At 72.2% G+C, this 26,954-nt stretch carries 27 protein-coding genes; 9 read left to right on the top strand and 18 right to left on the bottom strand.

The genetic code is table 11. The features are described from left to right. Positions 1–16 precede the first annotated feature (16 nt). Genes menD through EUA06_RS13205 form a run of 3 tightly spaced genes read right to left on the bottom strand, consistent with a single transcriptional unit; the run spans position 17 to position 3,590 of the window. Positions 17–1,615, bottom strand: a complete 1,599-nt coding sequence (menD, locus tag EUA06_RS13215; RefSeq protein ID WP_129476418.1) for a 2-succinyl-5-enolpyruvyl-6-hydroxy-3-cyclohexene-1-carboxylic-acid synthase — start codon at positions 1,613–1,615, stop codon at positions 17–19. Further along, a complete protein-coding gene (locus EUA06_RS13210; RefSeq protein ID WP_129476414.1) occupies positions 1,612–2,571 on the bottom strand; it encodes an o-succinylbenzoate synthase in 960 nt (319 codons plus the stop codon). Before EUA06_RS13210 ends, menD begins: the two co-directional genes overlap by 4 nt. After that, the gene (locus EUA06_RS13205) at positions 2,571–3,590 is read right to left on the bottom strand and encodes an AMP-binding protein (protein WP_242498137.1); all 1,020 of its coding nucleotides are present in this window, start codon (positions 3,588–3,590) and stop codon (positions 2,571–2,573) included. Before EUA06_RS13205 ends, EUA06_RS13210 begins: the two co-directional genes overlap by 1 nt. Positions 3,591–3,657: 67 nt before the next feature. On the opposite strand from EUA06_RS13205, the gene EUA06_RS13200 reads away from it, so the two are divergent. Further along, on the top strand, positions 3,658–3,951 hold the full coding sequence (locus EUA06_RS13200; RefSeq protein WP_129476408.1) for a DUF1330 domain-containing protein: 294 nt from the start codon (positions 3,658–3,660) through the stop codon (positions 3,949–3,951). A gap of 19 nt (positions 3,952–3,970) precedes the next feature. Here the strand turns inward: EUA06_RS13200 and EUA06_RS13195 are convergent, their stop codons facing one another. Then, complete coding sequence (locus EUA06_RS13195) at positions 3,971–4,465, bottom strand: DinB family protein (RefSeq protein ID WP_129476406.1); 495 nt, start codon at positions 4,463–4,465, stop codon at positions 3,971–3,973. Between the two features lie 242 nt (positions 4,466–4,707). On the opposite strand from EUA06_RS13195, the gene EUA06_RS13190 reads away from it, so the two are divergent. From EUA06_RS13190 to EUA06_RS13180, 3 genes are all read left to right on the top strand, one after another. Beyond that, entirely contained in the window at positions 4,708–6,063 is a 1,356-nt protein-coding gene (locus EUA06_RS13190) for an MFS transporter (protein WP_129476403.1), read from the top strand. Next, positions 6,047–6,922 carry a 1,4-dihydroxy-2-naphthoate polyprenyltransferase gene (locus EUA06_RS13185; protein WP_129476400.1) on the top strand — a complete coding sequence of 292 codons (876 nt, stop codon included), beginning with the start codon at positions 6,047–6,049 and terminating at the stop codon, positions 6,920–6,922. The genes EUA06_RS13190 and EUA06_RS13185 overlap by 17 nt, the downstream gene beginning before the upstream one ends. A 100-nt stretch (positions 6,923–7,022) precedes the next feature. Further along, positions 7,023–8,285, top strand: a complete 1,263-nt coding sequence (locus EUA06_RS13180; protein WP_129476398.1) for a GNAT family N-acetyltransferase — start codon at positions 7,023–7,025, stop codon at positions 8,283–8,285. 6 nt (positions 8,286–8,291) lie between these two features. Here the strand turns inward: EUA06_RS13180 and EUA06_RS13175 are convergent, their stop codons facing one another. Further along, entirely contained in the window at positions 8,292–8,555 is a 264-nt protein-coding gene (locus EUA06_RS13175) for a DUF4229 domain-containing protein (RefSeq protein ID WP_129476395.1), read from the bottom strand. A 37-nt stretch (positions 8,556–8,592) separates the two neighbouring features. On the opposite strand from EUA06_RS13175, the gene EUA06_RS13170 reads away from it, so the two are divergent. Then, on the top strand, positions 8,593–8,787 hold the full coding sequence (locus tag EUA06_RS13170) for a hypothetical protein (protein ID WP_129476392.1): 195 nt from the start codon (positions 8,593–8,595) through the stop codon (positions 8,785–8,787). On the opposite strand, the gene ccsB is transcribed toward EUA06_RS13170, so the two are convergent. From ccsB to hemL, 6 genes are read right to left on the bottom strand one after another with little or no spacing between them, the layout of a single operon-like run. Further along, positions 8,692–9,789, bottom strand: a complete 1,098-nt coding sequence (gene ccsB, locus EUA06_RS13165; RefSeq protein WP_129476389.1) for a c-type cytochrome biogenesis protein CcsB — start codon at positions 9,787–9,789, stop codon at positions 8,692–8,694. The two genes, EUA06_RS13170 and ccsB, sit on opposite strands and share 96 nt — an antisense overlap. Next, positions 9,786–11,396: a cytochrome c biogenesis protein ResB gene (gene resB / locus EUA06_RS13160; protein ID WP_129476387.1), complete on the bottom strand. Its 1,611-nt coding sequence runs from the start codon at positions 11,394–11,396 to the stop codon at positions 9,786–9,788. Before resB ends, ccsB begins: the two co-directional genes overlap by 4 nt. Next, positions 11,393–12,142 (bottom strand): cytochrome c biogenesis CcdA family protein, encoded by a 750-nt coding sequence (locus EUA06_RS13155; RefSeq protein WP_129476384.1) that lies wholly within the window; start codon positions 12,140–12,142, stop codon positions 11,393–11,395. The genes resB and EUA06_RS13155 overlap by 4 nt, the downstream gene beginning before the upstream one ends. Beyond that, positions 12,139–12,669 carry a TlpA disulfide reductase family protein gene (locus tag EUA06_RS13150; RefSeq protein ID WP_242498136.1) on the bottom strand — a complete coding sequence of 177 codons (531 nt, stop codon included), beginning with the start codon at positions 12,667–12,669 and terminating at the stop codon, positions 12,139–12,141. The genes EUA06_RS13155 and EUA06_RS13150 overlap by 4 nt, the downstream gene beginning before the upstream one ends. A gap of 32 nt (positions 12,670–12,701) precedes the next feature. After that, positions 12,702–13,379, bottom strand: coding sequence for a histidine phosphatase family protein (locus EUA06_RS13145; protein ID WP_129476381.1), 678 nt, complete (start codon positions 13,377–13,379; stop codon positions 12,702–12,704). Position 13,380: 1 nt separating this feature from the next. Next, positions 13,381–14,727 (bottom strand): glutamate-1-semialdehyde 2,1-aminomutase, encoded by a 1,347-nt coding sequence (hemL, locus tag EUA06_RS13140; RefSeq protein WP_242498135.1) that lies wholly within the window; start codon positions 14,725–14,727, stop codon positions 13,381–13,383. A 181-nt stretch (positions 14,728–14,908) separates the two neighbouring features. On the opposite strand from hemL, the gene EUA06_RS23235 reads away from it, so the two are divergent. Next, the gene (locus EUA06_RS23235) at positions 14,909–16,102 is read left to right on the top strand and encodes a lytic transglycosylase domain-containing protein (RefSeq protein ID WP_129476376.1); all 1,194 of its coding nucleotides are present in this window, start codon (positions 14,909–14,911) and stop codon (positions 16,100–16,102) included. A gap of 229 nt (positions 16,103–16,331) precedes the next feature. Here the strand turns inward: EUA06_RS23235 and hemB are convergent, their stop codons facing one another. The 7 genes from hemB to EUA06_RS13100 form a co-directional block, all read right to left on the bottom strand. Then, the gene (hemB, locus tag EUA06_RS13130) at positions 16,332–17,330 is read right to left on the bottom strand and encodes a porphobilinogen synthase (RefSeq protein WP_277985671.1); all 999 of its coding nucleotides are present in this window, start codon (positions 17,328–17,330) and stop codon (positions 16,332–16,334) included. Continuing rightward, a complete protein-coding gene (locus EUA06_RS13125) occupies positions 17,327–18,979 on the bottom strand; it encodes a bifunctional uroporphyrinogen-III C-methyltransferase/uroporphyrinogen-III synthase (protein WP_129476373.1) in 1,653 nt (550 codons plus the stop codon). The genes hemB and EUA06_RS13125 overlap by 4 nt, the downstream gene beginning before the upstream one ends. Further along, a complete protein-coding gene (hemC, locus tag EUA06_RS13120) occupies positions 18,976–19,920 on the bottom strand; it encodes a hydroxymethylbilane synthase (protein WP_129476370.1) in 945 nt (314 codons plus the stop codon). Before hemC ends, EUA06_RS13125 begins: the two co-directional genes overlap by 4 nt. Next, positions 19,917–21,206, bottom strand: a complete 1,290-nt coding sequence (locus tag EUA06_RS13115; RefSeq protein WP_129476367.1) for a glutamyl-tRNA reductase — start codon at positions 21,204–21,206, stop codon at positions 19,917–19,919. The genes hemC and EUA06_RS13115 overlap by 4 nt, the downstream gene beginning before the upstream one ends. After that, positions 21,203–21,877, bottom strand: a complete 675-nt coding sequence (locus EUA06_RS13110; RefSeq protein ID WP_129476365.1) for a redox-sensing transcriptional repressor Rex — start codon at positions 21,875–21,877, stop codon at positions 21,203–21,205. The genes EUA06_RS13115 and EUA06_RS13110 overlap by 4 nt, the downstream gene beginning before the upstream one ends. A 139-nt stretch (positions 21,878–22,016) precedes the next feature. Continuing rightward, complete coding sequence (locus EUA06_RS13105) at positions 22,017–22,262, bottom strand: glutaredoxin family protein (RefSeq protein WP_129476363.1); 246 nt, start codon at positions 22,260–22,262, stop codon at positions 22,017–22,019. After that, positions 22,259–23,803 carry a class I adenylate-forming enzyme family protein gene (locus tag EUA06_RS13100; protein ID WP_129476360.1) on the bottom strand — a complete coding sequence of 515 codons (1,545 nt, stop codon included), beginning with the start codon at positions 23,801–23,803 and terminating at the stop codon, positions 22,259–22,261. The genes EUA06_RS13105 and EUA06_RS13100 overlap by 4 nt, the downstream gene beginning before the upstream one ends. 31 nt (positions 23,804–23,834) lie before the next feature. On the opposite strand from EUA06_RS13100, the gene EUA06_RS13095 reads away from it, so the two are divergent. From EUA06_RS13095 to EUA06_RS13085, 3 genes are all read left to right on the top strand, one after another. Continuing rightward, positions 23,835–24,719, top strand: coding sequence for an HAD family hydrolase (locus EUA06_RS13095; RefSeq protein ID WP_129476357.1), 885 nt, complete (start codon positions 23,835–23,837; stop codon positions 24,717–24,719). A 99-nt stretch (positions 24,720–24,818) separates the two neighbouring features. Further along, positions 24,819–25,595: a sigma-70 family RNA polymerase sigma factor gene (locus EUA06_RS13090; protein WP_129476354.1), complete on the top strand. Its 777-nt coding sequence runs from the start codon at positions 24,819–24,821 to the stop codon at positions 25,593–25,595. A 97-nt stretch (positions 25,596–25,692) separates the two neighbouring features. After that, complete coding sequence (locus EUA06_RS13085; RefSeq protein ID WP_129476352.1) at positions 25,693–26,946, top strand: DUF5667 domain-containing protein; 1,254 nt, start codon at positions 25,693–25,695, stop codon at positions 26,944–26,946. The last annotated feature ends 8 nt before the right edge of the window (positions 26,947–26,954 follow it).

The following is a 26,954-nucleotide window of genomic DNA, read 5'->3' as shown; positions in this document are numbered from 1 at the left end:
CGCGCGTTGGTCCTCGTCAGAGGACCAGCGCGCGGATTCGTTTGTCGAGGTCAGCGCGGTTGTCGCGTCGGACGCGGGCCTCGACGACCTCGATGCCGCCGTTCGGCATGGCGAGCGCCTGCTCGAGCTCGGGCAGGCCGGTGACCCGCAGGTGGGGCACGCGGGCCGCGGCGCAGAGGCTGGCGAGGTCCACGCCGTGCGGGGTGCCGAAGAGCGTGTCGAAGCGATCGGCGTACGCCGGTGCCCCCTGCTCCAGGGTCGCGAAGATCGACCCGCCGTCGTCGTTCACCACGACGATTGTCAGGTCCGGGCGCTCCTCGCGCGGGCCGAGGAACAAGCCGGTCGTGTCGTGGAGGAACGTCACGTCGCCCACCAGCGCGATCGCCCGCGACGACTGCGGTCGCCCGAGGGCCGCACCGATCGCCGAGGAGATCGTCCCGTCGATGCCGGCGAGCCCGCGGTTGGCGATGACCTTGCGGCGCCCGCCGACCTCGTAGGGCGCGACCATCAGGTCGAGGTCGCGGATCGGGTTCGAGGCGCCGACGACCAGCAGGCCCTGGCGCGGCAGCGCGCGGCTCACCGCGCCGGCGACCTCGTGGGGAGTCAGGTCGGGCTCAGCGGCGAGGAGGCGGTCGAGGTCGCGGGAGACCGTCCGGTCGGCGGCGCGCCACTCCTCGAGCCAGGACGGATCGTCGACGACATCGCCGGCCAGGCGTACGCCGTCGGCCTCCGCGACCACCGGGAACGGCCGCTCGGCCCAGATCCCTGCGTGGCGCACTGCGACGACCTCCACGTCGTCGCGGGCGAGCAGGCGCGAGACGGGACGGGACAGGGTCGGGTGGCCGAAGACCACGACGCGCTCCACCTTTCGACCGAGGTCCCCGGCGAGCAGGAGGCGGTAGGTGCGGATCACGGCGTCGCCCGTGCGGCAGCCGCTGGACGGCTCCGCAAGCAGCGGCCAGCCGGCCTTCTCGGCGAGCACCCGCGCGGGAGGGCCGGCGTCGTCACCCGCCACCACCACGGTGCGCGGGCCGAGGTCGAGCTCCAGCCGCCTCGGCGCATCCTGGATCACCGACGCCACGCGCACGTCGGCCGGCGCGGGGCGCCACTCCCCGTCGGGCATGAGCGGGTCGTCGAGCTGGACGTTGAGGTGGACCGGCCCCTCGGCCGGGCCGAGCGCGTCGCAGACCTCCTGGGCACTCGCGGACGCGTCCAGGTCGAGGAACGCGGCGGCGTCGCCGTAGGCGTCGATCTGGTCCGTCGTCTGGTTGGCACCGGTGCCCCGTAGACGGGCGGGCCGGTCGGCGGTGACCACGACCAGGCGCACGCCGGCGTGGGCCGCCTCCATGACGGCCGGGTGGAGGTTGGCGACCGCCGTGCCGCTGGTGCAGATGACCGCGGCCCGCGACCCGACCTTCGTGAGGCCGAGCGCAAGGAACGCAGCAGTCCGCTCGTCAGTGCGGGTGTGGAGCCTGAGGAGGCCGGCCTGTGCGGCGTCGTGGACGGCGAAGGAGAGCGGAGCGTTCCGGGAGCCGGGCGCCAGGACGACCTCGCGCACGTCGGCGGCCAGGAGGGCAGCGACCACCTCTCGGGCCAACCGGGTGGAGTCGTTCACGAGGAGCGATCCTGCCCTACCGACTCGAGCCTGCGTCGCCAGTGGTCGACGCGGTCGTCCGCGGCCGTGAGCCGGCGCAGGGCGTCGTCGTCGACCTCGACCGGGCCCACCGGGAGCATCCCGTCGACCGGGAGCAGCGGTGCGACCGCGACGTCGTCGGTGAGCAGCTGGACCGTCGCGAGTCCGCAGGCGTGGTGCAGCTCCGGCAGGGCGGCCGCGAGCGCGACGCCGGCGGCGATGCCGATGCTGGACTCGACGGCGCTGCTGACGACCACCGGCAGGCCGATGTCCTCGGCGATCCGCAGGCACGCGCGCACCCCGCCGAGCGGCTGCACCTTGAGCACGGCGATGTCGGCGGCCTCGAGGTCCCGCACGCGGTAGGGGTCCTCGGCGCGCCGGATCGACTCGTCGGCGGCGATCGCCACGTCGACCCGACGACGTACGACGGCGAGGTCCTCGACCGCCATGACGGGCTGCTCGACGTACTCAAGCCCGCCCGCGGCCCGGTCGAGCGCGGCGATCGCGCGGACCGCCTCGTCGACGTCCCAGGCACCGTTGGCGTCGACCCGGACCAGTCCGTCGGGACCGAGAGCGTCGCGGACGGCCTCGACGCGGGCGAGGTCGTCGGCCAGGGACTGACCGCGCTCGGCGACCTTGACCTTGGCGGTGCGGCAACCGCCGGCGACGACGATCGCGTGCGCGCGCTCGGGATCGGTGGCCGGGACGGTGACGTTGACCGGTACGGCGTCGCGCAGCGGCTCCGGCCAGCCGACGTCAGCGGCCTCGCGCGCGCAGGCGAGCCACGGCCGCGACGTGTCGTCGTCGTACTCGAGGAAGGGCGACCACTCGCCCCAGCCGGCGTCGCCGCGCAGCAGCACGCCCTCGCGCACGGTGATGCCGCGGAAGCGGATGCGCAGCGGGATCGAGAAGACGAGTGGCGAACCGCCCTCCGGCATCAGAGCCCGGCCTGGAGGGCCTGGCGGTCGACCTTGCCGTTGGGCAGCAACGGGAGGGAGGCGACGCGGACGAACTCGCGCGGCGCCCACGACCGGGGGTGGACAGTGCTCACCCAGTCGCGCAGCTCGGCGTCGTTGGCGGTGCCCACGATGACCGCGACCAGCTTCTGACCCCACTCGGGGTCGGGGACGCCGAAGACCTCGGCCTGCTCGACCTGGAGGTTCTCGCGGAGCCGGTCGGCGACGAGTGCGAGCGGGATCTTGACGCCGCCGCTGATCACGACGTCGTCGATCCTGCCGACGATCTGGAGCCGGCCGTCCTCGTCGAAGCGGCCCTCGTCGGAGGTGAGGAACCAGCCGTCGTCGACCGAGGCAGCCGTCAGCTCGGGGTCGGACTCGTAGTGGCTGAAGAGCGTGGGGCCGGCGATCCGGACGCGTCCGCCCTCGCCCAGCGTGACGCCGACGCCGTCGAGAGGCACGCCGTCGTAGACGCAGCCGCCGGCCGTCTCGGAGGAGCCGTAGGTGGCGACGATGTTGACGCCCGCCTCCTCCGCAAGACGGCGGTGCTCGGCGTCGAGGCCGGCGCCGCCGAGGAGCACGGTGTGGCAGCGGGCGAGCGACGCGAGCTGCTCGGGGTTGGCGAGGATCCGGTGCAGCTGGGTCGGCACGAGCGAGACGAAGGTCGGCGTGGGGCTGTGGTCGGACGCAGCGGCACGTCCGACGTCGAGGCCGTCGACGACGATCGGCTCGTGTCCGGCGACCAGGGAGCGGACGATCACCTGCACGCCGGCGACGTACGACGACGGCAGCGCAAGCAGCCAGCGGCCGGACTCGCCCAGCCGGCGGGCCGACGCCTCGACGCTCGCGAGCACGGCCCGACGGGGAAGCACGACGCGTTTCGGCGCTCCGGTGGAGCCGGAGGTCTCGATCAGCAGCGGATCGGGGTTGTCGGCCTCGAGCCACCGCGACAGCTGCCGGATCGCGACCGATGGCTCGTCCGAGGGCCGGAGGAAACTCACCTGACCAACGCTAGTGGCTCTGCGGCCCAGGGGCGATCGTGTGGCGCCCGCGTCATAGGGTCGAGGCATGAGTGCGTACTGGATCTGCGTCTACAAGGCCGTGCACGACCAGGACAAGGTGACGGCGTACGCCGAGCTCGCCGGGCCGGCGATCAAGGCCGGCGGTGGGCGCTTCCTCGCCCGCGGCAACCCCGAGGCGACCTTCGAGCAGGCGGAGATGACGCGTACCGTCCTCATCGAGTTCGAGTCTGTGGCTGCCGCGGTCGCGACGCACGACAGTGAGGCCTACCAGGAGGCGCTCCGCGCGCTCGGCGACGGCGCCGACCGCGACTTGCGGGTCGTGCCGGGCGCCGAGGGCTGATCGTCCGACCGGTCGCCTCTCATTCTGGGACGTCGAGCACCAGCCGCTGACCGCCGTCCACCAGCTCGCGGCAGATGTCGAGGTGGCCGGCATGCGTCGAGGTCTCGACGATGACGTGCAGCAGCAGCTCCCGCAACGTGGAGTAGGGCGGCATGTCGTCCGCGAGCCAGGCGGGTGGCTGGTCGACCGGCAGTGCCGCGATCGCCGCCGTCGCGGCCCGGCACTCCTCGACGTAGCCCGTGATGATGTCGCCGTCGTCCAGGTCCGCGGGCGCGACCCATCCGTCGTACCCCGATGACAGCTCGACCTGCTCCCCCACCATCACCGCGCGAAACCACAGCCGCTCCACGTCGTGGGTGAGGTGGTGCACCAGCCCGAGCGGTGACCAGCCCGACGGCACGTGGGACGTACGCCGGGCCTCCGGCGGCATCGCCTCGACCTGTTGGACGACGTGGCGGCGGGTGCTTTCGAGCCAGCCGATGAGCTCGTCGCGTGTGGTGTCGTCGTCGGTCACCGCCGCAGCACATCACACGACGACAGGGACGGTGGACGTTGTGCGGTGACTGTGGTGCAGCATCCGCACCACGGACACCGCACTGTCGGCACACGCAGGTGGGTCACCGAACCGGGTCGGGTCTCGTGGCGCGACTCCGTCACTCCTCGACCAGCGGCGATCCACGAGTCGAGGGGGACGTCACACTGCGACGTCCGAAAATGGCAGGACGTCTGTCGTACCCCGACGGAGAATGATCGGCGATGCTCACCGCCCTCAGGAACTACGCCACTCCCCCGTCCTCGCTGGCCGGACGCCTCTCGCTGCAGTCGCTGATCTTCGCGTCCGCCGACGGCACCTTCCTCGCCGGCTCGGCGGTGTTCTTCACCCTCGTCGTCGGCCTGTCGCTCGGCCAGATCGGCATCGGCCTCACCGTCGCCGCGATCGCGAGCTTCGTGGTGGCGGTCCCCATGGGCAAGCTGGTCGACCACTTCGGCCCCAAGCGGATGTGGGCGCTGAGCGCCGTCATCCAGGGCTCGCTGTTCGTCGCCTGGCCGTTCATCGAGAGCTTCCCGCAGTACGTCGCTCTGGCCGTGGCCATGGAGGTCGTGGGCACCCTGGGCGGGACGGCGCACGGCGCGTACGTCATCGACGTCCTGCCTGCGTCGGAGCGCGTCGAGTCGCGGGCGTACATGTACTCCGCCCTCAACGTCGGCTTCAGCCTCGGCGCCCTGATCGGCGGAGGGGCGATCGCCTTCGGCACCGATGTCGTGCGGTGGGCGCCCGTGCTCAGCGCAGCGCTGTTCGTGGCCAACAGCGTCGCGATCCTGCGGTTGCCCGACGCCAGCCACGACGTCCGCAGCAGCGAGCCGCGCGCCAAGCCCGAGGGCATCCCTGCGATCCGCAACCGGGCCTGGATCGCGGTCACCGCCTTCACCGGCGTGATGTGGACCAACCAGGTGCTGCTGCACACCGTCATCCCGGTGTGGCTGGTGACCGAGACCGACGCCCCCGAGGTGCTGGTCGCGCTCCTCTTCGGCACGAACACGGCCATGTGCATTGTGCTCCCGCGGCTCGCCTCGCGCGGCATCCGCGACATCACCACGGCGCTGCGGGCGGTGCGGTTCTCCACCCTGTTCTTCGTGCTGACGTGCCTGATCACCCTGGCGACGCACGAGACCGCGGGGTGGGTGACGATCTTCATGTTCTTCCTCGGCCACGTCGTCCTCACCTGGGCCGAGCTCTTCCTCTCCGCGTCCGGCTGGACCCTCGAGGCCGAGCTGATGGACCCGCGCCGTCGCGGCGACTACCAGGGCGTCTCGGAGCTCGGCGGCACCCTGGGCCGGTTCTGGGCGCCGGCCGTCTACGGCTTCCTCGCGATGGAGTGGGGCGCCTTCGGGTGGCTCACCATCGCGGCGATCGTCACGGCCGGCGCGGCGGGACTGCACGTCGCAGCCCGGTCCGGTCGGCGCTTCCTCGAGCAGCACGTCCCGGCCGACGTGCTGGCCGACGCGCGGGCGGACGCCCCCGCTCCGGAGGACGCGGCTGCCGCGGGCCCGCCCTCGATCGTCGACCAGGACGCCCCACTGCCAGAATCCACCGGTGACCTCATCCGCTGACTGGATCGCCGGCGCCCGGCCGCGCACCCTCCCCGCCGCCGTCGCACCCGTCCTCGCCGGCACCGGCGTGGCGGCGTACGTCGACAGCGCCCTGTGGTGGAAGGCGCTGCTCGCCCTCGTCGTGAGCCTCGCGCTGCAGGTCGGGGTCAACTACGCCAACGACTACTCCGACGGCATCCGCGGCACCGACGCCGACCGGGTGGGACCGATGCGCCTCGTCGGGTCGGGTACGGCGACGCCGGGGGCCGTGAAGGCCGCCGCCTTCGCCGCCTTCGGGGTCGCCGCGATCGCGGGGCTGGTCCTCGCCGCCACCACCGCGTGGTGGCTGGTGGCGGTCGGCGCGGTCTGCGTGGTCGCGGCCTGGTTCTACACGGGTGGCGACAAGCCCTACGGCTACCTCGGCCTCGGCGAGGTCATGGTGTTCGTCTTCTTCGGGCTCGTCGCCGTCATCGGCACGACGTACGTCCAGACGGAGTCGTGGGAGTGGCCGGCCCTGTACGCCGGCATCGGCATCGGCGCGCTGGCCTGCGCGATCCTGGTCGCCAACAACCTGCGCGACATCCCCACCGACACCGTCGCCGGCAAGCGCACGCTGGCTGTCCGCCTCGGCGACGAGGGCACCCGCTACCTCTACGCCTTCCTGGTCCTCGTCGCCGCGGCCGCGGTGGTCGCGGTCGCGGCCGCCACGACGTGGTGGGCGCTGCTCGGGCTCGTCTTCCTCGGCCGCGCCGCGGCGCCGATCCGGGCGGTGCTCGGCGGCGCCAACGGACCGGCGCTGATCCCCGTGCTCGCGGCCACCGGCGCCTCCGAGCTGGCCTGGTCGGTGCTCGTCGCGCTGCCCCTGCTCGTCCTCGGCTGAGTCTCGGGTCTCGATACGCCTCGCTCGTTCCTCGCGCGGCGTATCGAGAACCGAAGAAACCCGTGGCCCCGCCCGGGCCTGCGTCACTACCGTTCCCCGGGTGGACTACGACTTCGCACACCTCGACTTCAGCGACGACTCAGACGACGCGGTCGCGCGCCGGAAGGGCTGGGTCGAGGCCGTCCTGCGCGGCTTCCGCGACGGTCGCCCCGACGACGAGATGGTCGAGCGCTGGGTCAGGCACTACCGCACCGACGACGTCAACGTCACCGGTGCGTGGCTCCCGGAGGGCGAGTTCGGCGCCGGACCGATGCCGGTGGCGACCTACGCCAGCCTCGACAAGACCCTCAACGCCGGGCGCGAGCTGCTGCCCCTGCGGATGATCACCGACGTCACCACCAGCGCCAGCCACCGTCGGCAGGGCCTGCTCCGTCGCCTCATCGAGGACGACCTCGCCGACGCCGTCGCCGCGGGCGTCCCGATGGCCGCGCTCACCGCGTCGGAGGCGACGATCTACGGCCGCTGGGGGTTCGGTCCGGCCACCTTCCGCACGGGTGTCGAGGTCGACACGACGCCGGGCTTCGCGATGCGGTCCTTCACCGACCCCGGTCGCGTCGAGCTCATCGAGCCCGCTGACGCCTGGCCGCACGTCAAGGCGGTCTTCGACACCTTCCACGCCCGCCAGCGCGGGTCCGTCGAGTGGCCGGCGCCCTACGAGGACATCCACACCGGTGCGTACGACTTCAGCGAGGGCGGCCCCGACAAGAAGCTCCGCGCGGCCGTCCACCTCGACGAGGCGCGGCAGGTCGACGGGTTCGTGGTCTTCAAGCACGGGGAGGAGAACTCGACCAAGGTCGCGGAGATGGTCGCGCTCACAGCCGACGCCCAGCTCGGCCTCTGGTCCTTCCTCGCCCACATGGACCGCATCAAGAAGGTGACCTTCAACCTCGCCCACCCCGAGGACCCGCTGGCGTGGGCGCTCACCGACCTCAACCGCGTGAAGACCACCGAGGTCGAGGAGTTCCTCTGGCTCCGCCTCCTCGACGTCCCGCGCTGCCTCGCCGCCCGGCCGTGGGCCGACGACGGCACCGTGGTCCTCGAGGTCCACGACCCGCAGGGCCACGCCTCCGGCCGCTTCGAGGTGACCACGACCGACGGCGTCGCGACGGTCACCGCCGCCGAGGCCGATCGCCCGTCCGACGTGCAGGTCACCGCGGAGACGCTCGGCTCGCTCTACCTCTCGGCCGTCCCCGTCCAGCACCTGCGCCGCGCCGGACGGATCGCCGGCGACGACGAGGGCGTACGCCGCTTCGCCGCGATGGCCGACCTCAGCGAGCCGGCCTACAGCCTCACGGGGTTCTGAGCAGGCTCAGTCCGTGTCCTCGCGCGCCTTGCGCTCCTCGAAGGCGGCGGCCGCCTTGGCCGCGCGCGTCTCCACGCGCCGCGCGAACGCCTCGCGCTGCCGGTCGAGGATGAAGAACGAGCCGACGCCGGAGATGAGGAACGCCAGCACGACGGCCCAGAACAGGTTGTAGGACCCGTCGAAGGCCAGCGCCATGATCCCGACGACGATCCCGAACGACGCCAGGAAGAGCACGATCCGCAGGACGGTGTAGACCACGAACTCCTTCACGGACACCAGCCTAGGACGGCGCGACTACATTGGAGGAATGCTGAAGGTGCTGCTCGTGGTCGCGGCGATCGCGGTCGTCGTGTGGGTGCTGGTGAAGCTCATGCTGCGGCGCCTCGATGGAGGCGGCAGCGGCGGCTCACGCCCGCGGACCCTCGGCCCCGACGACGACCCCGACTTCCTGCGCGGGCTCGACCCGAAGCCGAAGCCCGCCCCCAAGCCCGACGACGACTGAGGTCGTCTCGAGGGGCCGGTCCACGGTCTGCTGGACGGTCCGCTCCACCGCGGCCCCTTCGGCGTACGAGTGCTGGCTCGTCGTGCTGAAGAAGTTGATCCCGATGAAGTTGAACCACAGCGTCGCCGCGGCGGCGAGCGCGAGGAGCGCGGCCTTGCGGCCGCGCCAGCCAGCGGTCGCGCGGGCGTGGAGGTAGGCGGCGTACAGCACCCAGGTGATGAAGGCCCACACCTCCTTGGGGTCCCAGTTCCAGTACGACGACCACGCCTGGTGCGCCCAGATCGGGCCGGAGATGAGCACGCCGAAGGTCCACACCGGGAAGCCGAAGGCGTGCATCCGGTAGGAGATGCGGTCGAGCGCGGCGGGCTCGGGCAGGCGGGCGAGGTAGCCCGACTTCTTCGTCGAGCGGGCCTTGAGCAGGTAGAGCAGCGAGGTGATCCCGCCGAGGGTGAAGGCGCCGGTCGCGATGCAGGCCGCCACGACGTGGATCACCAGCCAGTAGGACTCGAGCGCCTCGGTCAGCGGGGCGACCGGCTCGTAGAGCCAGAGCACGTCGGCGAGCAGGACGCAGAGCACGAGGCCGACGACGATCGGGCCGAGCCACGCCAGTCGCCAGCGCCGGGTGGTGGCGAGGAAGAGCGCGACCACGACGAAGGTGGCGCTCAGCGTGAACTCGTACATGTTGCCCCACGGCACCCGGTTGGGGTCCGCGGCCAGGCCGCGGCCGAGCAGCGCGATGAAGTGGGCGAGCGCGCCGATGCCGGTCAGCAGGATGCCGAGGCGCCCGGCCATCTCGGTGCGCTGGGCCACCCGCTCGTCGGGGAGGTCGTCCACGAGCGTGTCGCCACCGCCGCCTCGACCACCGACGGAGACCGCCTGCCGGACGGGGACGTCGCGCAGCGCGGCCCACTGGACGGCGTAGGCCAGGAGCGCGAGGAAGTAGACCACCCCGGCCGCGGCCACGCCCTGGTTGCTGAGGCTCTCCCACTGTGCGTCGGTCACGACTCGTCCTTTCTCAGTGCAGCCACGATCCCATCCAGCTCGGAGCGCCCGGTCTCCGGGTCGCCGCCCGAGGAGCGGTCGAGCCGGGCCACCTCCACCAGTGTGGTCCCGTCCTCCTGACGGCGCGCGCGCACCCACAGCCGGCGCGGTCGCACGAAGAGCGAACCGAGCAGGCCGAGCAGGGCGGTGACGACGCCCCCGAGGGCGATGAACTTGCCGGGGGTGCGGCTGATCTGGATCTTGTTCCAGCGCTCGAGGCCCTCGAAGGTCACGCTCCCGAGCCCGTCGGGAAGGGTGACGGTCTCGCCGGGGCGCAGGTCCATCCGGAACGGCTGGCCGTCGGCCTTGCGCAGCTGCGTGGCCCGGGACTTGTCGAGGACGTAGACGGAGGCGCCGCTGCCGTCGTCGAGACCGACATCGCCGGAGTAGACGAACAGCGACACGAGCGGGTCGACGGCGTCCCCGAAGGCCGAGGACGGCATCGACAGCTTGCCGTCGGCGTCGCGTCCCAGCTGGAAGGTCGGGTAGAAGGTCCCCTCGAACCCGAGCTGGGTGGGCTGGGCGTCGGGCGCCTTGACCACCCCGAACGACTCGAACGTGCGCGGGTTGATCGGCAGGAATATCTGCGGACCGGACTGCGCGACGTTGCCGTCGCCGTCGCGAACGGTGATGACGGGCGCATAGCCGTGGCCGATCAGGAAGATGTCAGTGTCGCCGATCGAGAGCGGGTGGTTCACCCTGAGGTCGTACTGCTGCGTCGCAGCACCGGGCTCGGTCTCGTAGTCGAGGTGCGCGACGAACTTGCGCGCCATCCCGGCGCGCGGACCGTCGGTCAGCCAGTCGATGTCGAAGTCGGTGATGCGGAAGGCGAAGGGCTCCATCACTGCGGGGTCGAAGAGGCTGCCGGGAGCGAAGTCGTCGTACTGGGTGAGGCCGTTGGAGAACCCGTACTCGTCACCGTTGAGCAGGATGACGCCGCCCTTGTAGCCGAACAGGCTGCCGATCGCGACACCGACGAGCACGACGATCACGGCGAGGTGGAAGAGCAGGTTGCCCGCCTCGCGGAGGTGGCCCCGCTCGGCGGCGACGGCGTCGCTGCCCTCGTTCCAGTCGACCCGGAAGCGGCGGCGGTGGATGACGTCCTCGGCCCGGCGCAGGACCACGTCGGGGTCCTCGTCCGTGACGTACGACGTGCTCTCCGGCAGGCGCGAGAGGTGGCGAGGGGCCCGCGGGGGCCGCGCCCGGAGCGCGCGGGCGTAGACGAAGAGGCGCGGGATGATGCAGCCGACCAACGAGATCATCAGGAGGAGGTAGATCGCGGAGAACCACACCGAGCCGTAGACGGAGAAGAGGTCGAGCCGGTCCCAGATGGGCGTCAGCCGGGGGTGGTCGTCACGCCACTGCGACACCGCGAGCGAGTCGATGTCCTCCTGCGGGAAGGCCGAGCCCGGGATCGCCGCGAGCGCGAGCAGCAGGAGGAGCACCAGGGCCGTCCGCATCGAGGTGAGCTGTCGCCAGCTCCACCGGGCCAGGCCACGGGCGTCGAGGTCCGTGGGGAGCGGGGTGGCCTGGCGGTCGTCGGAGGGCCGTCTGTCGAGCTGGGTCACACCGGCACCGAGAAGCCCTGGACGACCTGGAGCTGGAGCCACTGCACGATGCGCTCCCACCAGCCACTGACGAGCAGGACACCGACCAGGATCATCATCACGCCGCCGAGGCGGACGATCAGCTGCTGGTGCCGGCGTACGACGGCGAAGGCCACGGTCATCCGGCGATATGCCAGTGCCGCGGCGATGAACGGCAGTCCCAACCCGAGCGCGAAGACGCCCGACAGCACGGCACCGCGGCTGGCGGTGGCCTCGTTGACCGAGAGCACGTTGATCGCGGCGAGCGTCGGTCCGACGCACGGCGTCCACCCCACCCCGAAGAGGAAGCCGATCAACGGCGCCGCGGCCAGGCCGACGGCCGGCACCCGGTGGATGCGCCAGTCGCGCTGGAGGAAGCCGAACCCGCCGAGGAAGGCGACCCCCAACAGGATCGTGATGACGCCCAGCACCAGGTTGAGCTGGCGGGTGTGCACGAACAACCACGCTCCCGCCGCACCGGTCAGACTGCCGAGCAGCACGAACACCACCGCGAACCCGAGGACGAACAGCACGGCACCGGCCACCAGGCGGCTGCGCTTCGCGTCCTCCAGGTCACCACCGGAGATGCCGGTGGCGTAGGACAGGTAGCCCGGCAGCAGCGGGATCACGCACGGGCTGAAGAAGGACACCAGTCCCGCCACCAACGCGACCGGCAGTGCGAGGACCAACGAGCCCGAGAGCGCGGTGTCGCGGAACCAGTCGTTCATGCCGCCCCGCGCACGAGCGAGAGGAGGGTCTGCGTGGTCGGGATCCGGCCGTTCACCGATGCCGCGATCCGGCCCTCCGCATCCAGCACCACGGTGCTGGGGATCGACCGCGGGGTCAGTGTGCCGGCGAAAGCCAGCAACGCTGCACCGTCCGGCGAGTAGAGCGACGGGTACGGCACGTCGAAGTTGCGCACGTAGGCCCGTGCACTGTCCTGGGAGGCATCACGTGTGTTGATGCCGACGAAGACCGCCTCGTCGCCCAGCTCGGCGGCAGCCTCGTTGAGGTCGGGCTGCTCGACACGGCAGGGCGGGCACCACGAGGCCCACACATTCACCACGACCACCTGGCCCCGCAGATCGGCGAGCTCGAGGGGATCGCCGTCGAGGTCTGTGCCACTCAGGTCGATCGGCTCACCTCGGTCGGCCGCCTTGATCTCGGTCGGCACGCCCTCGCCCGAGATGTAGCCCTTGTCGCCGGTGCCGGACAGGCTCGAGCAGCCCACCAGCGCGAGCAGGCAGGCGAGCACGACCAGGGCCGCGACGAGGGGGCGGAGGAACCTCAGGGCCGGTCCTCCCGCGGGGCGCCACCGGCCGAGAAGGGGGCGGACCGGTCGCCGACCGGGATCAGGTCGCCGGCCGGCTCGGAGTAGCGCACCTGCACCATCCGCTCGTCGTCGAAGACGATGCTGGTCAGCGAGCACAGCGTGCACTGACGGTTCTTGGGGTGGTGGACGTAGCTGCGCTTCTCGAGGAAGAGCCGCGTCGTCCAGATCGGCAGCTGGTGCGAGACGACCACGGCCTCGTGGCCGACCGCCGCGTCGCGCGCGTCGTGGATCGCCGCGACCATCCGGCCGGCGATCTCGTCGTAGGGCTCGCCCCACGACGGCGTGAACGGGTTGTACATGTGGCGCAGCAGGTGAGGCCGCTTGACGAAGGTCATCCCGCCGTCGGCGAAGCTCATCCCCTGGAACTTGTTGGTCGACTCGATCACCCGCGGGTCGATGACCGGCGTGAGCCCGCGCACGGCCGCGAGCGGAGCGATGGTCTCCTGCGCGCGCTCGAGCGGTGACGTACGCATGTGGGTGATGTCGCGGTCACCGATGGACTCCGCGATCCGCTGGGCCATCTGCCTGCCGAGGTCGGAGAGGTGGAACCCGTCGAGGCGCCCGTAGAGCACGCCGGCGGGGTTGTGCACCTCGCCGTGGCGCAGCAGGTGGACCGTGGTCTGCACGCCCATCTCAGCGGCCTCCCTCGTCGACCAGGGCCGAGGCCGCGGCGGCGGCGACCGCAGCGGCGGGGAGGGCGTCGATGATCGTCGAGATCGCCCGCTCGTCGTGGGCCGCGGAGACGAACCACGCCTCGTACGCCGACGGGGGGAGGTAGACGCCCTGGTCGAGCATCGAGTGGAAGAAGGCGGCGTAGGCGGCGGTGTCCTGCTGGCTCGCCTCGGCGAAGTCGCGCACCGGCTCGCCCGAGAAGAACACCGAGAACATGGTGCCCGCCGACTGCACCGTGTGCGGCACCGAGGCGGCCTGGAGGTGCTCGGTCACCGCGTTGCGGATCGTCAGCGCCGTCGCGTCGAGCTGGGCGTAGACCTCGGGCGTCGCGAGCCGGAGCGTCGCGAGCCCGGCGGTGGTGGCCACCGGGTTCCCCGACAGGGTGCCGGCCTGGTAGACCGACCCCTCGGGCGCGAGGTGCGACATCAGGTCGGCGCGGCCGCCGAAGGCTGCGGCGGGGAACCCGCCGCCCATCACTTTTCCGAAGGTCATGAGGTCGGGTACCCAGCCCTCGATGGCGCCATCCAGGCCCCAGCCGCCGTGCTCGGTGGCCCGGAAGCCGGTCATCACCTCGTCACTGATGAACAGCGCACCGTGGGCGCGGCAGGTCTCGGCGAGGAACGCGTTGAAGCCCGGCGCGGGCGGGACGACGCCCATGTTGCCGGGGAAGGCCTCGGTGATGAGGCAGGCGATGCGCGTCCCGTGGGCCGCGAAGGCGGCGAGCACGGCCTCGCGGTCGTTGTAGGGCAGCACCAGCGTCTCGGCCGCCGACGAGGCGGGCACGCCGCTCGTGCCGGGGACCGCGAGGGTCGCGACGCCGGAGCCGGCCTGGGCCAGCAGCGTGTCGACGTGGCCGTGGTAGCAGCCGGCGAACTTCACGACGAGGTCGCGGCCGGTGGCGCCGCGGGCCAGCCGGATCGCCGACATCGTCGCCTCGGTGCCCGACGAGACGAACCGGACCCGCTCGACCGGCGTGCGCGCGACGATCTCCTCGGCGAGCTCGACCTCGGGCTCGGTGGGGGTGCCGTACGACGTACCGCGGGCCACCGCTCCGGCGACGGCCGCCTGCACGTCAGGGTGCGCGTGGCCGAGCAGCATCGGGCCCCACGAGCAGATCAGGTCGACGTAGTCGTTGCCGTCGGCGTCGGTGAGCCAGGCGCCGGACGCGGAGGTGATGAACCGGGGGGTGCCGCCGACCGCGGTGAAGGCGCGGACCGGCGAGTTCACCCCTCCCGGCGTCACGGCGCGAGCGCGGTCGAAGAGCGCCTCGCTGGCCGCAGTCGTGGCGGGCGTCGTCGCGGGGTTCACCCCTGCATTGTCGCGTAGCCGGGCAAAGCTGCCCATTCGGCGTCCGGCAGCCCGCTCGCGGGTGTGTAGTGGCCCACAAGTACCGGTACGTAACTTGTGGCGCTCTTCACTCGTTGGGGTGTGTACGTGGCGCCCGGAGGGGGCATCATGGCGTGCAGGACATCAAGGGGAGCGAGAGAGAATGTCGACTTCAAGCCGACTCCGCAGGGCGACGACACTCGTCCCCCTGGCCGTGCTCAGCGCCGCCTGGACCGCCAGCCTCGCCGGCGCGAACCTCAGCGCCGCGAGCGCCGACGAGGACGGGCCCGGAACTCTCCCGGACGGCACCGTGCTCCCCGCCTCCGCGATCGAGGCGCCGGCCAGCGTCGGTGACGCCGTCACCCGTGCCGCCGCGCTCACCCCCGGCTCGGCCAGCAGCATCCCGCAGGCGGCGCTCTCGGCCTACCAGCGTGCCGAGGCGGTCATCAACAAGGCCGACCGCGGCTGCGCGCTTCCGTGGGAGCTGATCGCGGCGATCGGTCGTGTGGAGTCCGACCACGGCCGCTACGGCGGCAACACCCTCGACGACCAGGGCGTGGCCCGTCCCGGCATCTACGGCATCGCCCTCAACGGCAAGAACAACACCCAGAGCATCGCCGACACCGATGCCGGGCAGTACGACAACGACACCAGGTGGGACCGTGCGGTCGGCCCGATGCAGTTCATCCCCTCGACCTGGTCGGTCGTCGGCGTGGACGGCGACAGCGACGGCACCCGCAACCCGCAGGACATCGACGACTCGGCGCTCGCGACCGCCGTCTACCTCTGCTCGGGCGAGGACGACCTCTCCGAGGAGAAGGGCCAGCGCGCCTCGGTCTACCGCTACAACCACTCCAACGACTACGTCGACCTGGTGCTGTCGATCATGCAGTCCTACATGGACGGCGACTTCAGCGCGGTCCCGACCTCGGTCCTCACCTCGGGCGTGATCACCCCCGAGACGAAGGGCACCGCCGGCACCAAGGGCGGCGGCAAGGGCGGCGCGACCGGCGGTGGCACGGGTACCTCGACGCCGACCGTGAAGCCGACCAAGTCGCCCACGACGACTCCCACGCCGACACAGACGCCGACCCAGACTCCGACGCAGACGCCCACGCAGACTCCGACCCAGACGCCGACGCCGACGAAGAACCCGACGACAGTCGTCCCGACGCCGACTCAGACGCCGACGCTGCCGATCCCGACGACGCTGCCCCCGCTCCCGACGGCCACGATCTCGGCGACGCTCACCCTCGCCGAGGCGATCGCCCAGTGCACGCTGCAGGGCGTCATCGACCTCCCGCTCACCGGGCCCAACGAGCTGCTGGACTGCGCCAACAAGCTCCTCAACCCCTGAGCTCGCCGCCGCCGAGCGGTGGTCCAGCCACATTCCGCGGCGCCCGCATGTGGCTCCGTCACCGCCCACGGGCGCGTCGTACGACGACACGCGGGCCAGCGGTGGTCCACCCACACTCCGCAGCCCGGAAATGTGGCTCCATCACCGCTCGGCGCCGCGGACCCTGGTGAGCGGTGCGTGAGGGGCATTCCGCAGCCGGCGAATCCGCTCGACGAGCGGGCCGGAGACGTCAGCGGCGGACGAGCCTCGCGGCCTCGGAGGCCCAGTAGGTGAGGATCACGTCGGCGCCGGCGCGGCGGATCGAGGTGAGGGTCTCCAGGATGGCGGCCTCGCGGTCGATCCAGCCGTTCGCGGCGGCGGCCTCGACCATGGAGTACTCGCCGGAGATGTTGTAGGCGGCGACCGGGATGTCGACGGCGTCGCGCACGCGGCGGATCACGTCGAGGTAGGCCAGGGCGGGCTTCACCATCACGATGTCGGCGCCCTGCTCGACGTCGAGCAGCACCTCTCGCACGCCCTCGACGGCGTTGGCGGGGTCCTGCTGGTAGGTCTTGCGGTCGCCCACGAGGGACGAGTCGACGGCCTCGCGGAAGGGCCCGAAGAACGCGGAGGCGTACTTCGCGGAGTAGGCGAGGATCGAGACGTGGTGGTGGCCCGCCGAGTCGAGCGCGTCGCGCACCACGCCGACCTGGCCGTCCATCATCCCGCTGGGGCCGACCATGTCGACGCCGGCTGCGGCCTGCACGAGCGCCATGTCGGCGTACGCCGCCAGCGTGAGGTCGTTGTCGACGTCGCCGTCGGGCGTGAGCAGCCCGCAGTGGCCGTGGTCGGTGAACTCGTCGAGGCACAGGTCCGACATCACGGTGAGCTGGTCGCCGACCTCGGCCACCACGTCGGTGATCGCGAGGTTGAGCACGCCGGCGGGGTCGATGCCACCGGAGCCGGTGGCGTCCTTGGTCTCCGGGATGCCGAAGAGCATCACGCCACCGAGACCCAGCTCGGCCGCCTCGGCGACCGCAGCCCGCAGCGAGTCGCGTGAATGCTGGACGACGCCCGGCATCGACGCGATCGGGCGGGGCTCGGTCGCGTTCTCGCGGACGAACACGGGGAGCACCAGCGAGCTCGGCTGCACCGACGTCTCGGCGACCATCCGGCGCAGCGCAGGAGTGCGCCGCAGCCGGCGGGGCCGGACGAGCGGGGGCTGGATCTCGCGGTGCTCGTCGGTCACTTCGCGCGTGCCTTCCGACGACCCGAGGCGGTGCGCTCGCTCGGCCGGGTGACGGGCTCGCCCGCCTCCAGCATCGCGAGGCGCCGCGAGGCGCCGAAGTCGGCGAGCGCGTCGACGAGGACCTCGACGTCGGGCGACGGCGCGAGGACGTCGACCCGCAGGCCGTGCTCCTCCGCGGTCTTGGCCGTGGCCGGCCCGATGACGGCGATGATCGTCGACGGGTGCGGCTTGCCGGCGATGCCGACGAGGTTGCGCACGGTCGAGGACGACGTGAAGACGACGGCGTCGAACTTGCCGGTCTTGATCGCGTCGCGGACCGGCGCCGGCGGCGGGGTCGCGCGCACGGTGCGGTAGGCCGTGACGTCGTCGCACTCCCAGCCGAGGTCGATCAGGCCGGCGACGAGGTTCTCGGTCGCGATGTCGGCGCGCGGCAGGAAGACCCGGTTGATCGGGTCGAGCACGTCGTCGTAGGGCGGCCAGTCCTCGAGCAGGCCGGCAGCGGACTGCTCACCGGACGGCACCAGGTCGGCGCGCAGGCCCCAGTCGGCGATCGCCCGGGCGGTCTTGTCACCGACGGCGGCGATCTTCAGGCCGGAGAACGCACGCGCGTCGAGGCCGTAGTCCTCGAACTTCTCGCGCACGGCCTTGACCGCGTTGACCGAGGTGAAGGCGATCCACTCGTAGCGGCCCTCGACGAGACCGCGGACGGCCTTGTCCATCTGGAGCGGGTTGCGCGGCGGCTCGACCGAGATGGTCGGCACCTCCTCGGGCACGGCGCCGTACTCCCGCAGGCGACGCGACAGCGAGCCGGCCTGCTCCTTGGTGCGGGGCACCAGCGCGCGCCAGCCGAAGAGCGGCTTGGTCTCGAACCACGACAGCGTCTGGCGCAGGTCGACGACGTCGCCGATGACGATGATCGCCGGCGGCGCGATCCGCGCCGAGCGGACGTCGGCGGCGATCGCCGCGAGGGTGGAGATGAGCGTCTGCTGCTCGGTCGTGGTGCCGACGCGGGTCACCGCGACGGGCGTCTCGGGCGAGCGACCGGCCTCGATCAGCGCGGCCGCGGTCTCACCGATGCTGCCCACCCCGGAGAGCAGGACGAGCGTGCGGTCGTCGGCGTAGGCGGTCCAGTCGACCTTCTCGCCGCAGGTGACGACGGCCATCTCCCGGTGGCGCTTGGTGGTCAGCGGGATGCCGGCGTAGGCCGGGACCGCGCTCACGGAGGAGACGCCGGGGACGACCTCGAAGCCGACGCCGGCCTTGACGCAGGCCTGCGCCTCCTCGGGGCCGGAGGCGTAGAGGAACGGGTCGCCGGTCATCAGGCGCACGACGCGCTGCTTCTTGCCGTGGCGTACGACGACCTTGGCGCGGGCCGCGTGGGTCAGCGGCTGGCCGTCCTCGCCGAAGCCTCCGTCGACGATCTCCGGGCCGCCCTCGGCGCCGAGGGGCAGGCCGAGGACCAAGCGGACCAGGTCGACGTGGTCCGGCGCCTCGGTGACGATCACCTCGGCCGTCTGGATCAGCTCCACGGCACGCACCGTCAGCAGGCCCGGGTCGCCGGGTCCGCTGCCGACGAACGACACCCAGCCGGGGGTGGCCGCCTTGCCCTGTTCGGTGCCGGTGGCCTGCGGGGTCTGTACTCGCGTCATGCGTGTGTGTTCCTCACTGGTGGTGCGTGCATCAGGTCTGCTGCTCCGTCGTCGAGCATGTCGCTCGCGAGTCGTCTGCCGAGCTGTTCGGCCTCGGTGACCGGGCCGGTGGCGCTCATCCGTACGGACAGGCCACCGTCCTCGGAGAGGGCCACGGCGCGCAGCCACAGCTCCTCCCCGTCCTCGCCCTCGACGACCTCGGCCAGGGCACCCAGCGGGGCGGAGCAACCGGCCTCGAGGGTGTTGAGCACGGCCCGCTCCGCGGTGACCGCGGCACGGGTGGGGGCGTCGTCCAGCCGGCCGAGCGCGGCCACCAGGTCGGTGTCGCCGGAGCGGCACTCGACGGCGAGCGCGCCCTGCCCGGGGGCGGGGAGCATCTGGAGGGGGTCGAGCACCTCGGTGATCTCGTCGAGGCGGCCGAGGCGGGCGAGCCCGGCGCGGGCCAGGACCACGGCGTCGTAGGACCCGTCGCGGACCTTGCGGATCCGGGTGTCGACGTTGCCGCGGATGCCCTCGATCTCGAGGCCGAGGCCGAGCGCCTCGAGCTGGCTCACCCGGCGCGGGGACCCAGTGCCGAGGCGGCTGCCGACGGGCAGCTCGCCGAGGGTGAGGCCGTCGCGGGCGACGACCGCGTCGCGGGGGTCCTCGCGCTGCGGCACGGCGGCGAGCGCGATCCCGTCGGCGGGGGTCGTGGGGATGTCCTTGAGGGAGTGGACGGCGACGTCGACCTCCCCCGCGAGCAGGGCGTCGCGCAGGGCGCTGACGAAGACGCCGGTGCCGCCGAGCGTGGCCAGCGGCGCCGCGGTGCGGTCACCCTCGGTCGAGACCTCGACGAGCTCGACCTCGCGGCCGAGGTGCTCGCGGATCAGGTCGGCGACGAGGCCGGACTGGGTGGTCGCGAGCGCGGAGGCGCGGGTGCCGAGGCGGAGCGGGGCTGTCATGGTTGCTTGCCCTCCGCTCGCGAGATGGCGTCCACGGCCTCGGGGTCGAGACGGAACAGCTCGGCCAGCGCGGCGGTGTAGGAGACCGCAGGCTCGGCGTCGGCGAGCTCCTTGACCCGGACGGTCGGCTCGTGGAGCAGCTTGTCGGCGACCCGCCGGACCGTCTGGAGCACCTCGGCGCGCGTGGCCTCGTCGAGGCCCGGCAGCCGGGTGGCGAGCCGTGCCATCTCCGCGTCGACGACGGACGTGGCCATCGACCGGAGGGCCACGACGGTGGGGGTGACGCTGGCCTGGCGGCGCACGGCCAGGAAGGCGGCGATCTCCTGCGCCACGATCGCGCGTACGTCGTCCACGCCGGCAGATGCCTCGAGTCCGCGCAGCTCCTCGGCGAGGCCGGCGAGGCTGATCAGCTCGACGCCCGGCAGGTCGGCGACGGACGGGTCGACGTCGTGGGGCAGCGCGAGGTCGATGACGGCCAGCGGGCGGTCACTGCCTCCGCGGGCAGTCACCACGTCGGCCAGGCGGACCAGCGGCTCGGGGGCGCCGGTGCACGAGATGACGATGTCGGCCAGCGGCAGCACGTCGGCGAGCGCCGACAGCGGCGCCGAGGTGGCGCCGTACTCCTCGGCGAGCCGCTGGGCGCTGGCAGCGGTGCGGTTGAGCACGGTGATGGCGGACGCGCCGCCGCGCGAGAGGTGGGCGGCGGCGAGAGACGCCATCGCGCCGGCGCCGATCACGAGCGCGCGAGCACCCGCGACCGGGACGCTGCTGCGCTCCAGCGCTGCGGAGACGAGCGACGGGGCCGCCCGGTCGATGTCGGTCTCGGCGTGGGCGCGCTTGCCGACGCGCAACGCCTGCTGGAAGAGCGTGTTGAGGGCCGGTCCGACGGTGCCGTGCTCCTGGCCCACGCGGAGCGCGTCCCGGGTCTGGCCGAGGATCTGGCCCTCGCCGACGACCATCGAGTCGAGCCCGGCGGCGACCTGGAAGAGGTGCGAGACCGCGCCCTCGTCGTAGTGGACGTAGAGGTGCGGCAGCAGTGCCTCGGTGGACTGCTCGGCGCGCGCGACGAGGAGGCCGGAGAGGTCCTCGACGCTGCCGTGGAAGCGGTCGACCTCGGCGTAGACCTCGAGGCGGTTGCAGGTGACGATCGCGGTGGCCTCGGCGACGTGCTCGCCGGCGATGACGTCCTCGATCAGCTTGACCGCGCCGTCCGGGTCGAGAGCGAGCCGCTCGAGCAGCTCGACCGGCGCGGACTTGTGGGAGATCCCCACGACGAGAACGCTCACGAGACCCCCTCCGCTCCGGTGCCCACCGACTTGCGCTGCTCGTGGTACGCGAGGATCTGCAGCTCGATCGACAGGTCGACCTTGCGTACGTCGACGCCCTCGGGCACCGCGAGGACGCTCGGTGCGAAGTTGAGGATGCTGGTGATGCCGGCGGCGACCATCCGGTCCGCGACCGCCTGCGCTGCGACGGCGGGAGTCGCGATCACGCCGATGGAGACGTCGTGCTCGGTCACGATCGACTCGAGCTCCTCGAAGGACCGGACGTCGAGGCCGGCGACGACCTCGTCGTGCCGGCTGGGGTCGGCGTCGAGCAGCGCGACGACCCGGAAGCCGCGGCTGCGGAAGCCGGAGTAGTTGGCGAGGGCGTGGCCCAGGTTTCCGATGCCGACGATGACCACGGGCCAGTCGTGCGTCACGCCGATCTCGCGGGCGATCTGGTAGCGGAGGTACTCCACGTCGTAGCCGACGCCGCGGGTGCCGTAGCTGCCGAGGTAGGAGAGGTCCTTGCGGAGCTTGGCGCTGTTGACGCCGGCGGACGCAGCCAGCTCCTCGCTGGAGCAGGTGGTCGTGCCGTCCTCGGCGAGGCCGATGAGGGCACGCAGGTACACGGGAAGCCGAGCGACAGTTGCCTCGGGAATGTCCCGGGCAGAGTCGGGGGTCCGTGCGGTCACAGCGTTGCTTCTCTCCAGCCAGGGACGGGGATCGCCTGACCCCGTCACTGTAGGAGTTTGTGAACGGGAGAACAAAACGGGAGAACAGTCGGCTAGCACATGTGAGAAGACCCACCTCTGGCGGGTGTCGACAGCACGCTCAGCGTGTGGTGAGCGCCGCCCGCAGCCGGGCCTCGTCGACCCGCCAGAAGTCGTGCTGCCGGCCGTCGACGAAGGTCACCGGGACCTCGTCGCCGAAGCGATCCACGAGGTCGGCGTCGGTGTCGACGTCGACCTCGTCGAAGGACTCCCCCAGGTCGGCGCACACCCGCGCCACGACCTGCCGGGCGTCGTCGCAGAGGTGGCAGCCCTGGCGGGAGTAGAGGGTGACGCGGGCGGTGCTCACAGCAGTCCGTCGAGCCGACGTCGCTCGATCCCGCGCAGCCGACCCTTCTGCACCTTGCCGGTGACCGTGAGCGGCAGCTCGTCGACGACCTCGATGCGGCTCGGGTGCTTGAAGCGCGCCAGCCGCACGATCGCGTGCGCACGGACCGCCTCCTCGAGGTGCGTCACCGGGCGCGAGGCGACGACGTACGCCACCACGGCCTCGCCGGTCTCCTCGTCGGGCACCCCGATGACCGCAGCGTCCGCGACGCCGTCGACCTCGCGGATCACGTCCTCGACCTCGGTCGGGTAGACGTTGAAGCCGCTGACGATGACGAGCTCCTTGATCCGGTCGACGAGGAACAGGTCGCCGTCGGCGTCGAGGAAGCCGACGTCGCCCGTGCCGTACCAGCCGTCGGCGTCCGGGCCGTCGGCCCCGTCGGGCCAGTAGCCGCTGAAGAGGTTGGCACCGCGGACCTGGATCTCGCCCGGGTCCTCGCCGACCACCGGGTGCCGGGCCTCGTCGACGAGCCGCAGCTCGATGCCGGGAAGGGCCGCACCGACCGACGCCGCCTGACGTTCCCGGCTGCGCAGCGTGCTGGTGACCACGGGCGAGGCCTCGGTGAGCCCGTAGCCCTGGTGGACGGGGATGCCGGTGATCGAGGTGAACTGCTCGATCACCCGCGCCTCCAGCGGCGCCGAGCCGGACAGAACCAGCCGCACCGGGCCCAGCCGCTCGCGCAGGTGCTCGTCGGGCAGCCAGTGGACGAAGACGGGCGGCGCGATAGGCACCACGCTGCAGGCCTCGTCGTCGATCAGGTCGAGCACCGCCTGCGGCTCGAACTGCTCGACGAGCAGCAGGCGGGCGCGGTGGCGCAGCACGCCACCGAGGACCGCGTTGAGGCCGTAGACGTGGAAGAGCGGGAGCACGCCGAGGACGACGTCGTCGCCGTGCATCATCGGCGGCTCGACGGAGGCGACCTGCTCGATGTTCGCCAGCAGCGCGCGGTGGCTGAGCATCGCGGCGCGGGGCAGGCCCGAGGTGCCGCTCGTGTAGAGGAGGGCGGCCAGCTTCTCCGGGTCCGGCAGCGGGGGCACGGGACGTACGACGTCCGCGCGCAGGGCAGCGAACCCGACCTCGCCCGGCCCGGGATCGGCGCCGGTGACGACCACCGTCGGGGCAGCGACGTCGCCGAGCTCGGACAGGGCACGGCGTACGACGTCGACGGCGGTCTCGTCGACCACGACCAGGCGCGTGCCCGAGTCGGCGATCATCCGAGCGACCTCGCCGGCGGTCGAGCGCGGGTTCACCGGGACCGCGACGACCTGAGCGCGCAGGACGCCGAGGTAGGAGGTCACGAACTCGATGCGGTTGCCGACGAGGATCATCACCCGCTGGCCGGCGCGGATCCCGTGCGCGCCGAGCCCGGTCGCGATGCGGGCCACCTCGTCCTCGAGGCCGGCCCACGTGAGGGACCGTCCACCACTCTCGACGAGCGCCTGCCGCTCCGGCACGTCCTCGGCAGCCTCGGCCACGAACGCGGAGACGTCGGTGCGCGGCATGGCGCGATCCTTCCACAGCTAGATTGGCGGTGTGACCCCGTCGGAGCGACCGCGCAGGCTCAACCTGCAGCAGCGCTCGGCCCTCGCGGGCGAGGCCGCCGCGGCAGCCGCCGAGGTCGAGAACGCGCTGATGCTGCCGAGCGACCCGAGCGCCGCGGCGTTCTTCGACGTCGACAACACGATCATGCAGGGCGCCAGCATCTTCCTCTTCGCGCGCGGGTTGCACCGTCGCAAGTTCTTCACCACCAGGGAGATCGCCGGGGCGGCCTGGAAGCAGGCCTACTTCCGGATCGTCGGGGTCGAGGACCCGACGCACGTCGCGGAGGCCCGCGCCTCGGCCCTCTCCTTCATCGCCGGCCACACCACCGCCGAGCTCGCGGAGCTCGGCGAGCTGATCTTCGACGAGGCGATGGCGCACCGCATCTGGCCCGGCACCCGCGCCCTCGCCCAGCTGCACCTCGACGAGGGACAACGGGTCTGGCTGGTGACCGCGGCGCCGATCGAGATCGCCAGCATCATCGCCCGGCGGCTGGGACTGACCGGCGCGATGGGCACGGTGGCCGAGCACGTCGACGGGGTCTACACGGGACAGCTCGTCGGCGACCTGCTGCACGGCCCGGCGAAGGCCGAGGCGATCAGGGCCCTGGCGGCTCGCGAGGGGCTCGACCTGACGCGCTGCTCGGCCTACTCCGACTCCTTCAACGACCTCCCGATGCTCTCCATGGTCGGTGACGCCTGCGCCATCAACCCCGACTCGCGGCTGCGGGCGCACGCCAGGGCGCGCGGCTGGCGGATCCACGACTACCGCACCGGCCGCAAGGCCGCCCGGGCCGGCCTGGTGGCCGCCGCGGTCGCCGGTGCCGTGTCGGGAGCGGTCGCCGTGGGAGTCAGCGTGCGCGGTCGCGAGCGTTCCTGACCCGTTCGGCCGGACTGTAACTCGTAGTTACTCACGGGTTCACAAGGACGCTGCAGCCCTTTATCGTGAAGACTGCTGCAACCGGGAGGGACGGACCGCATGCACCCCATCGAGGACGGCCTCGACGCGCTCAGGCGTGCGGTGTGGGCTGCCCTCACGCCGCAGCCGGCAGCGCGCCTGGCCGGCGGCATCCTCTACGCCGAGACGGCCTCACCCGGCTCCGCGTCGCTGCCGCTCGACGGCGGCCACGGTGACCGGCTCGGCTCACCGGGCTCCCCCGTCGGCGACGAGGACCAGGCGGCCTCCTCGGAGGTCGACGGGGCCGAGCGCGAGCGGCTGATCGCGCTCGTCGAGCTTGCCCGCCAGGGCGACAAGGACGCGTTCGGCCTCCTCTACGACCACTACCAGGCGTCGGTCTACCGCTTCCTCTACTACCGCACGCGCTCCCAGGCACTCGCCGAGGACCTCACGTCCGAGACCTTCTTCCGCGCGCTGCGGAGCATGAACAACTTCCGGTGGCAGGGCAAGGACTTCGGCGCCTGGCTGATGACCATCGCGCGCAACCTCACGACCGATCACTTCAAGGCCGGCCGCACCCGCCTCGAGATGACCACCGAGGACATGACGCCGCACGACGACGCGACGGACGGTCCCGAGGACGAGGTCCTCGCCGGGTTGACCAACGAGGTGCTCCTCACCGCCCTCACCGAGCTGCCGACCGAGCAGCGCGACTGCCTGATCATGCGGTTCCTCCAGGGCATGTCGATCGCGGAGACGGCGAAGGCGCTCAACCGCTCGGACGGTGCCGTCAAGCAGCTCCAGCTGCGCGGCGTACGCAACCTCGCGAAGCTGATGCCCGAGGGGTTGAGAGACTGATGACCTCCCCTGAATTGGCAACTGCCGTAACTTGCACCCGATCTGCTTCGTTCGTCTGTGTGGGAGGACCCACCAGCAGCGAGACAGGAAGGGCGCGATGACATCCGCCTTCTCGGCACGACGCCGTGCCGACGAGTTCGAGGCCCTCCTCACCCAGAGCCCCGGCGCCCCCCTCACCGATCGCGAAGCCGCTCGCTACGCCGAGCTGGTGGCACTCGTGTCCGACCTCCGCGCGCTCCCCGAGGTCGCACCGCGGGCCGAGTTCGTCGGCTCGCTCCGCGAACGCCTGATGGCCGAGGCCGACACGGTGCTCGTGCGCCAGCCGCCCGCCCCGCAGCGCCTGGCCATGCCGTCCACCACCCGCCCGCGCGACCGTCGCCTCGCCACGCTGCTCGGCGGAGCTGCCCTCGTCGGCGCCACCGCGACCATGGCCGTCGCGGCGCAGACGTCCCTTCCGGGTGAGTCGCTGTACGGCGTCAAGCGCGGCATCGAGTCCGCCCAGGTGCGCCTGGCCGACGACGACGCGGCCCGTGGTCGCACCCTGCTCGCGCAGGCCGAGACCCGCCTCACCGAGCTCGAGGAGCTCGCCGCCGGCACGGGCGGCACCGAGCAGCTCATCCCCGACACCCTCGACTCCTTCACCGAGCAGTCCGGCGAGGGTGTCCGCAGCCTGCTGACGTCCTACGGCTCCGGCGGGTCCGACGCGGACGTCCAGGTGGCGCGCGCCTTCACCTCGACCAGCATGGACCGCCTCGACGCGCTCCAGGGCACGCTGCCCGACAGCGCGAGCGACGAGCTGCTCGCCGCCGGTCGCACCCTCACCGACCTCGACACCGAGATCAGCACGGCCTGTGGTCTCTGCGACGGCGCCCTCACCACGACGCCTGACTTCCTCAACGCCAGCGCGGCGATCGACCTGGTCCAGGGCCTCGACGTCGACGAGCTCACGCTCGAGACCGTGCCCGTCTCGGGCCAGGACGTCACCGGCATCACCATCCCCAAGGCGCTCCAGTCCCCGCAGCAGGTGCTCCCCGACCCGTCGGTCACCCCGACGTCGGTCGTGCCGACGACCGCGCCCACGCTGCTGCCCGGGACGCCCACGCCCACGCCGACGGTCACGCCCACCAAGGGCGTCGACCCGACGAAGCCGGTCAAGGACGTCACCACCACCGTCACCAACACGACCAGCAACCTCACCACCCAGCTCAACGGCGTCACCGGCGGAGCGGTCGGTGGGTTGACCGGCGCCGTCGACGACGCCACCGGCGGACTGATCGGTGAGGTCACCGGCACCCTCGACGGTGCCACCGGCGGCCTGCTCGGCAACGCGACCGGCGGCCTGCTGCCCTAGCCCGGTCC

It is taken from the genome of Nocardioides glacieisoli (genome assembly GCF_004137245.1).
Taxonomy (GTDB): Bacteria; Actinomycetota; Actinomycetes; order Propionibacteriales; family Nocardioidaceae; genus Nocardioides; species Nocardioides glacieisoli.
This window is presented reverse-complemented; position numbering and strand designations above follow the sequence as displayed.

Excerpts from the sequence above, each read along its gene's own strand:
- EUA06_RS13090 (WP_129476354.1), top strand. The coding sequence starts at position 24,819 with ATGCACCCCATCGAGGACGGCCTCGACGCGCTCAGGCGTGCGGTGTGG.
- EUA06_RS23235 (WP_129476376.1), top strand. The coding sequence starts at position 14,909 with ATGTCGACTTCAAGCCGACTCCGCAGGGCGACGACACTCGTCCCCCTG.
- EUA06_RS13155 (WP_129476384.1), bottom strand. The coding sequence starts at position 12,142 with ATGAACGACTGGTTCCGCGACACCGCGCTCTCGGGCTCGTTGGTCCTC.
- EUA06_RS13200 (WP_129476408.1), top strand. The coding sequence starts at position 3,658 with ATGAGTGCGTACTGGATCTGCGTCTACAAGGCCGTGCACGACCAGGAC.
- EUA06_RS13170 (WP_129476392.1), top strand. The coding sequence starts at position 8,593 with ATGCTGAAGGTGCTGCTCGTGGTCGCGGCGATCGCGGTCGTCGTGTGG.
- hemC (WP_129476370.1), bottom strand. The coding sequence starts at position 19,920 with ATGACAGCCCCGCTCCGCCTCGGCACCCGCGCCTCCGCGCTCGCGACC.
- EUA06_RS13190 (WP_129476403.1), top strand. The coding sequence starts at position 4,708 with ATGCTCACCGCCCTCAGGAACTACGCCACTCCCCCGTCCTCGCTGGCC.
- EUA06_RS13100 (WP_129476360.1), bottom strand. The coding sequence starts at position 23,803 with ATGCCGCGCACCGACGTCTCCGCGTTCGTGGCCGAGGCTGCCGAGGAC.
- EUA06_RS13085 (WP_129476352.1), top strand. The coding sequence starts at position 25,693 with ATGACATCCGCCTTCTCGGCACGACGCCGTGCCGACGAGTTCGAGGCC.
- EUA06_RS13125 (WP_129476373.1), bottom strand. The coding sequence starts at position 18,979 with ATGACGCGAGTACAGACCCCGCAGGCCACCGGCACCGAACAGGGCAAG.
- EUA06_RS13210 (WP_129476414.1), bottom strand. The coding sequence starts at position 2,571 with ATGCCGGAGGGCGGTTCGCCACTCGTCTTCTCGATCCCGCTGCGCATC.
- EUA06_RS13145 (WP_129476381.1), bottom strand. The coding sequence starts at position 13,379 with ATGGGCGTGCAGACCACGGTCCACCTGCTGCGCCACGGCGAGGTGCAC.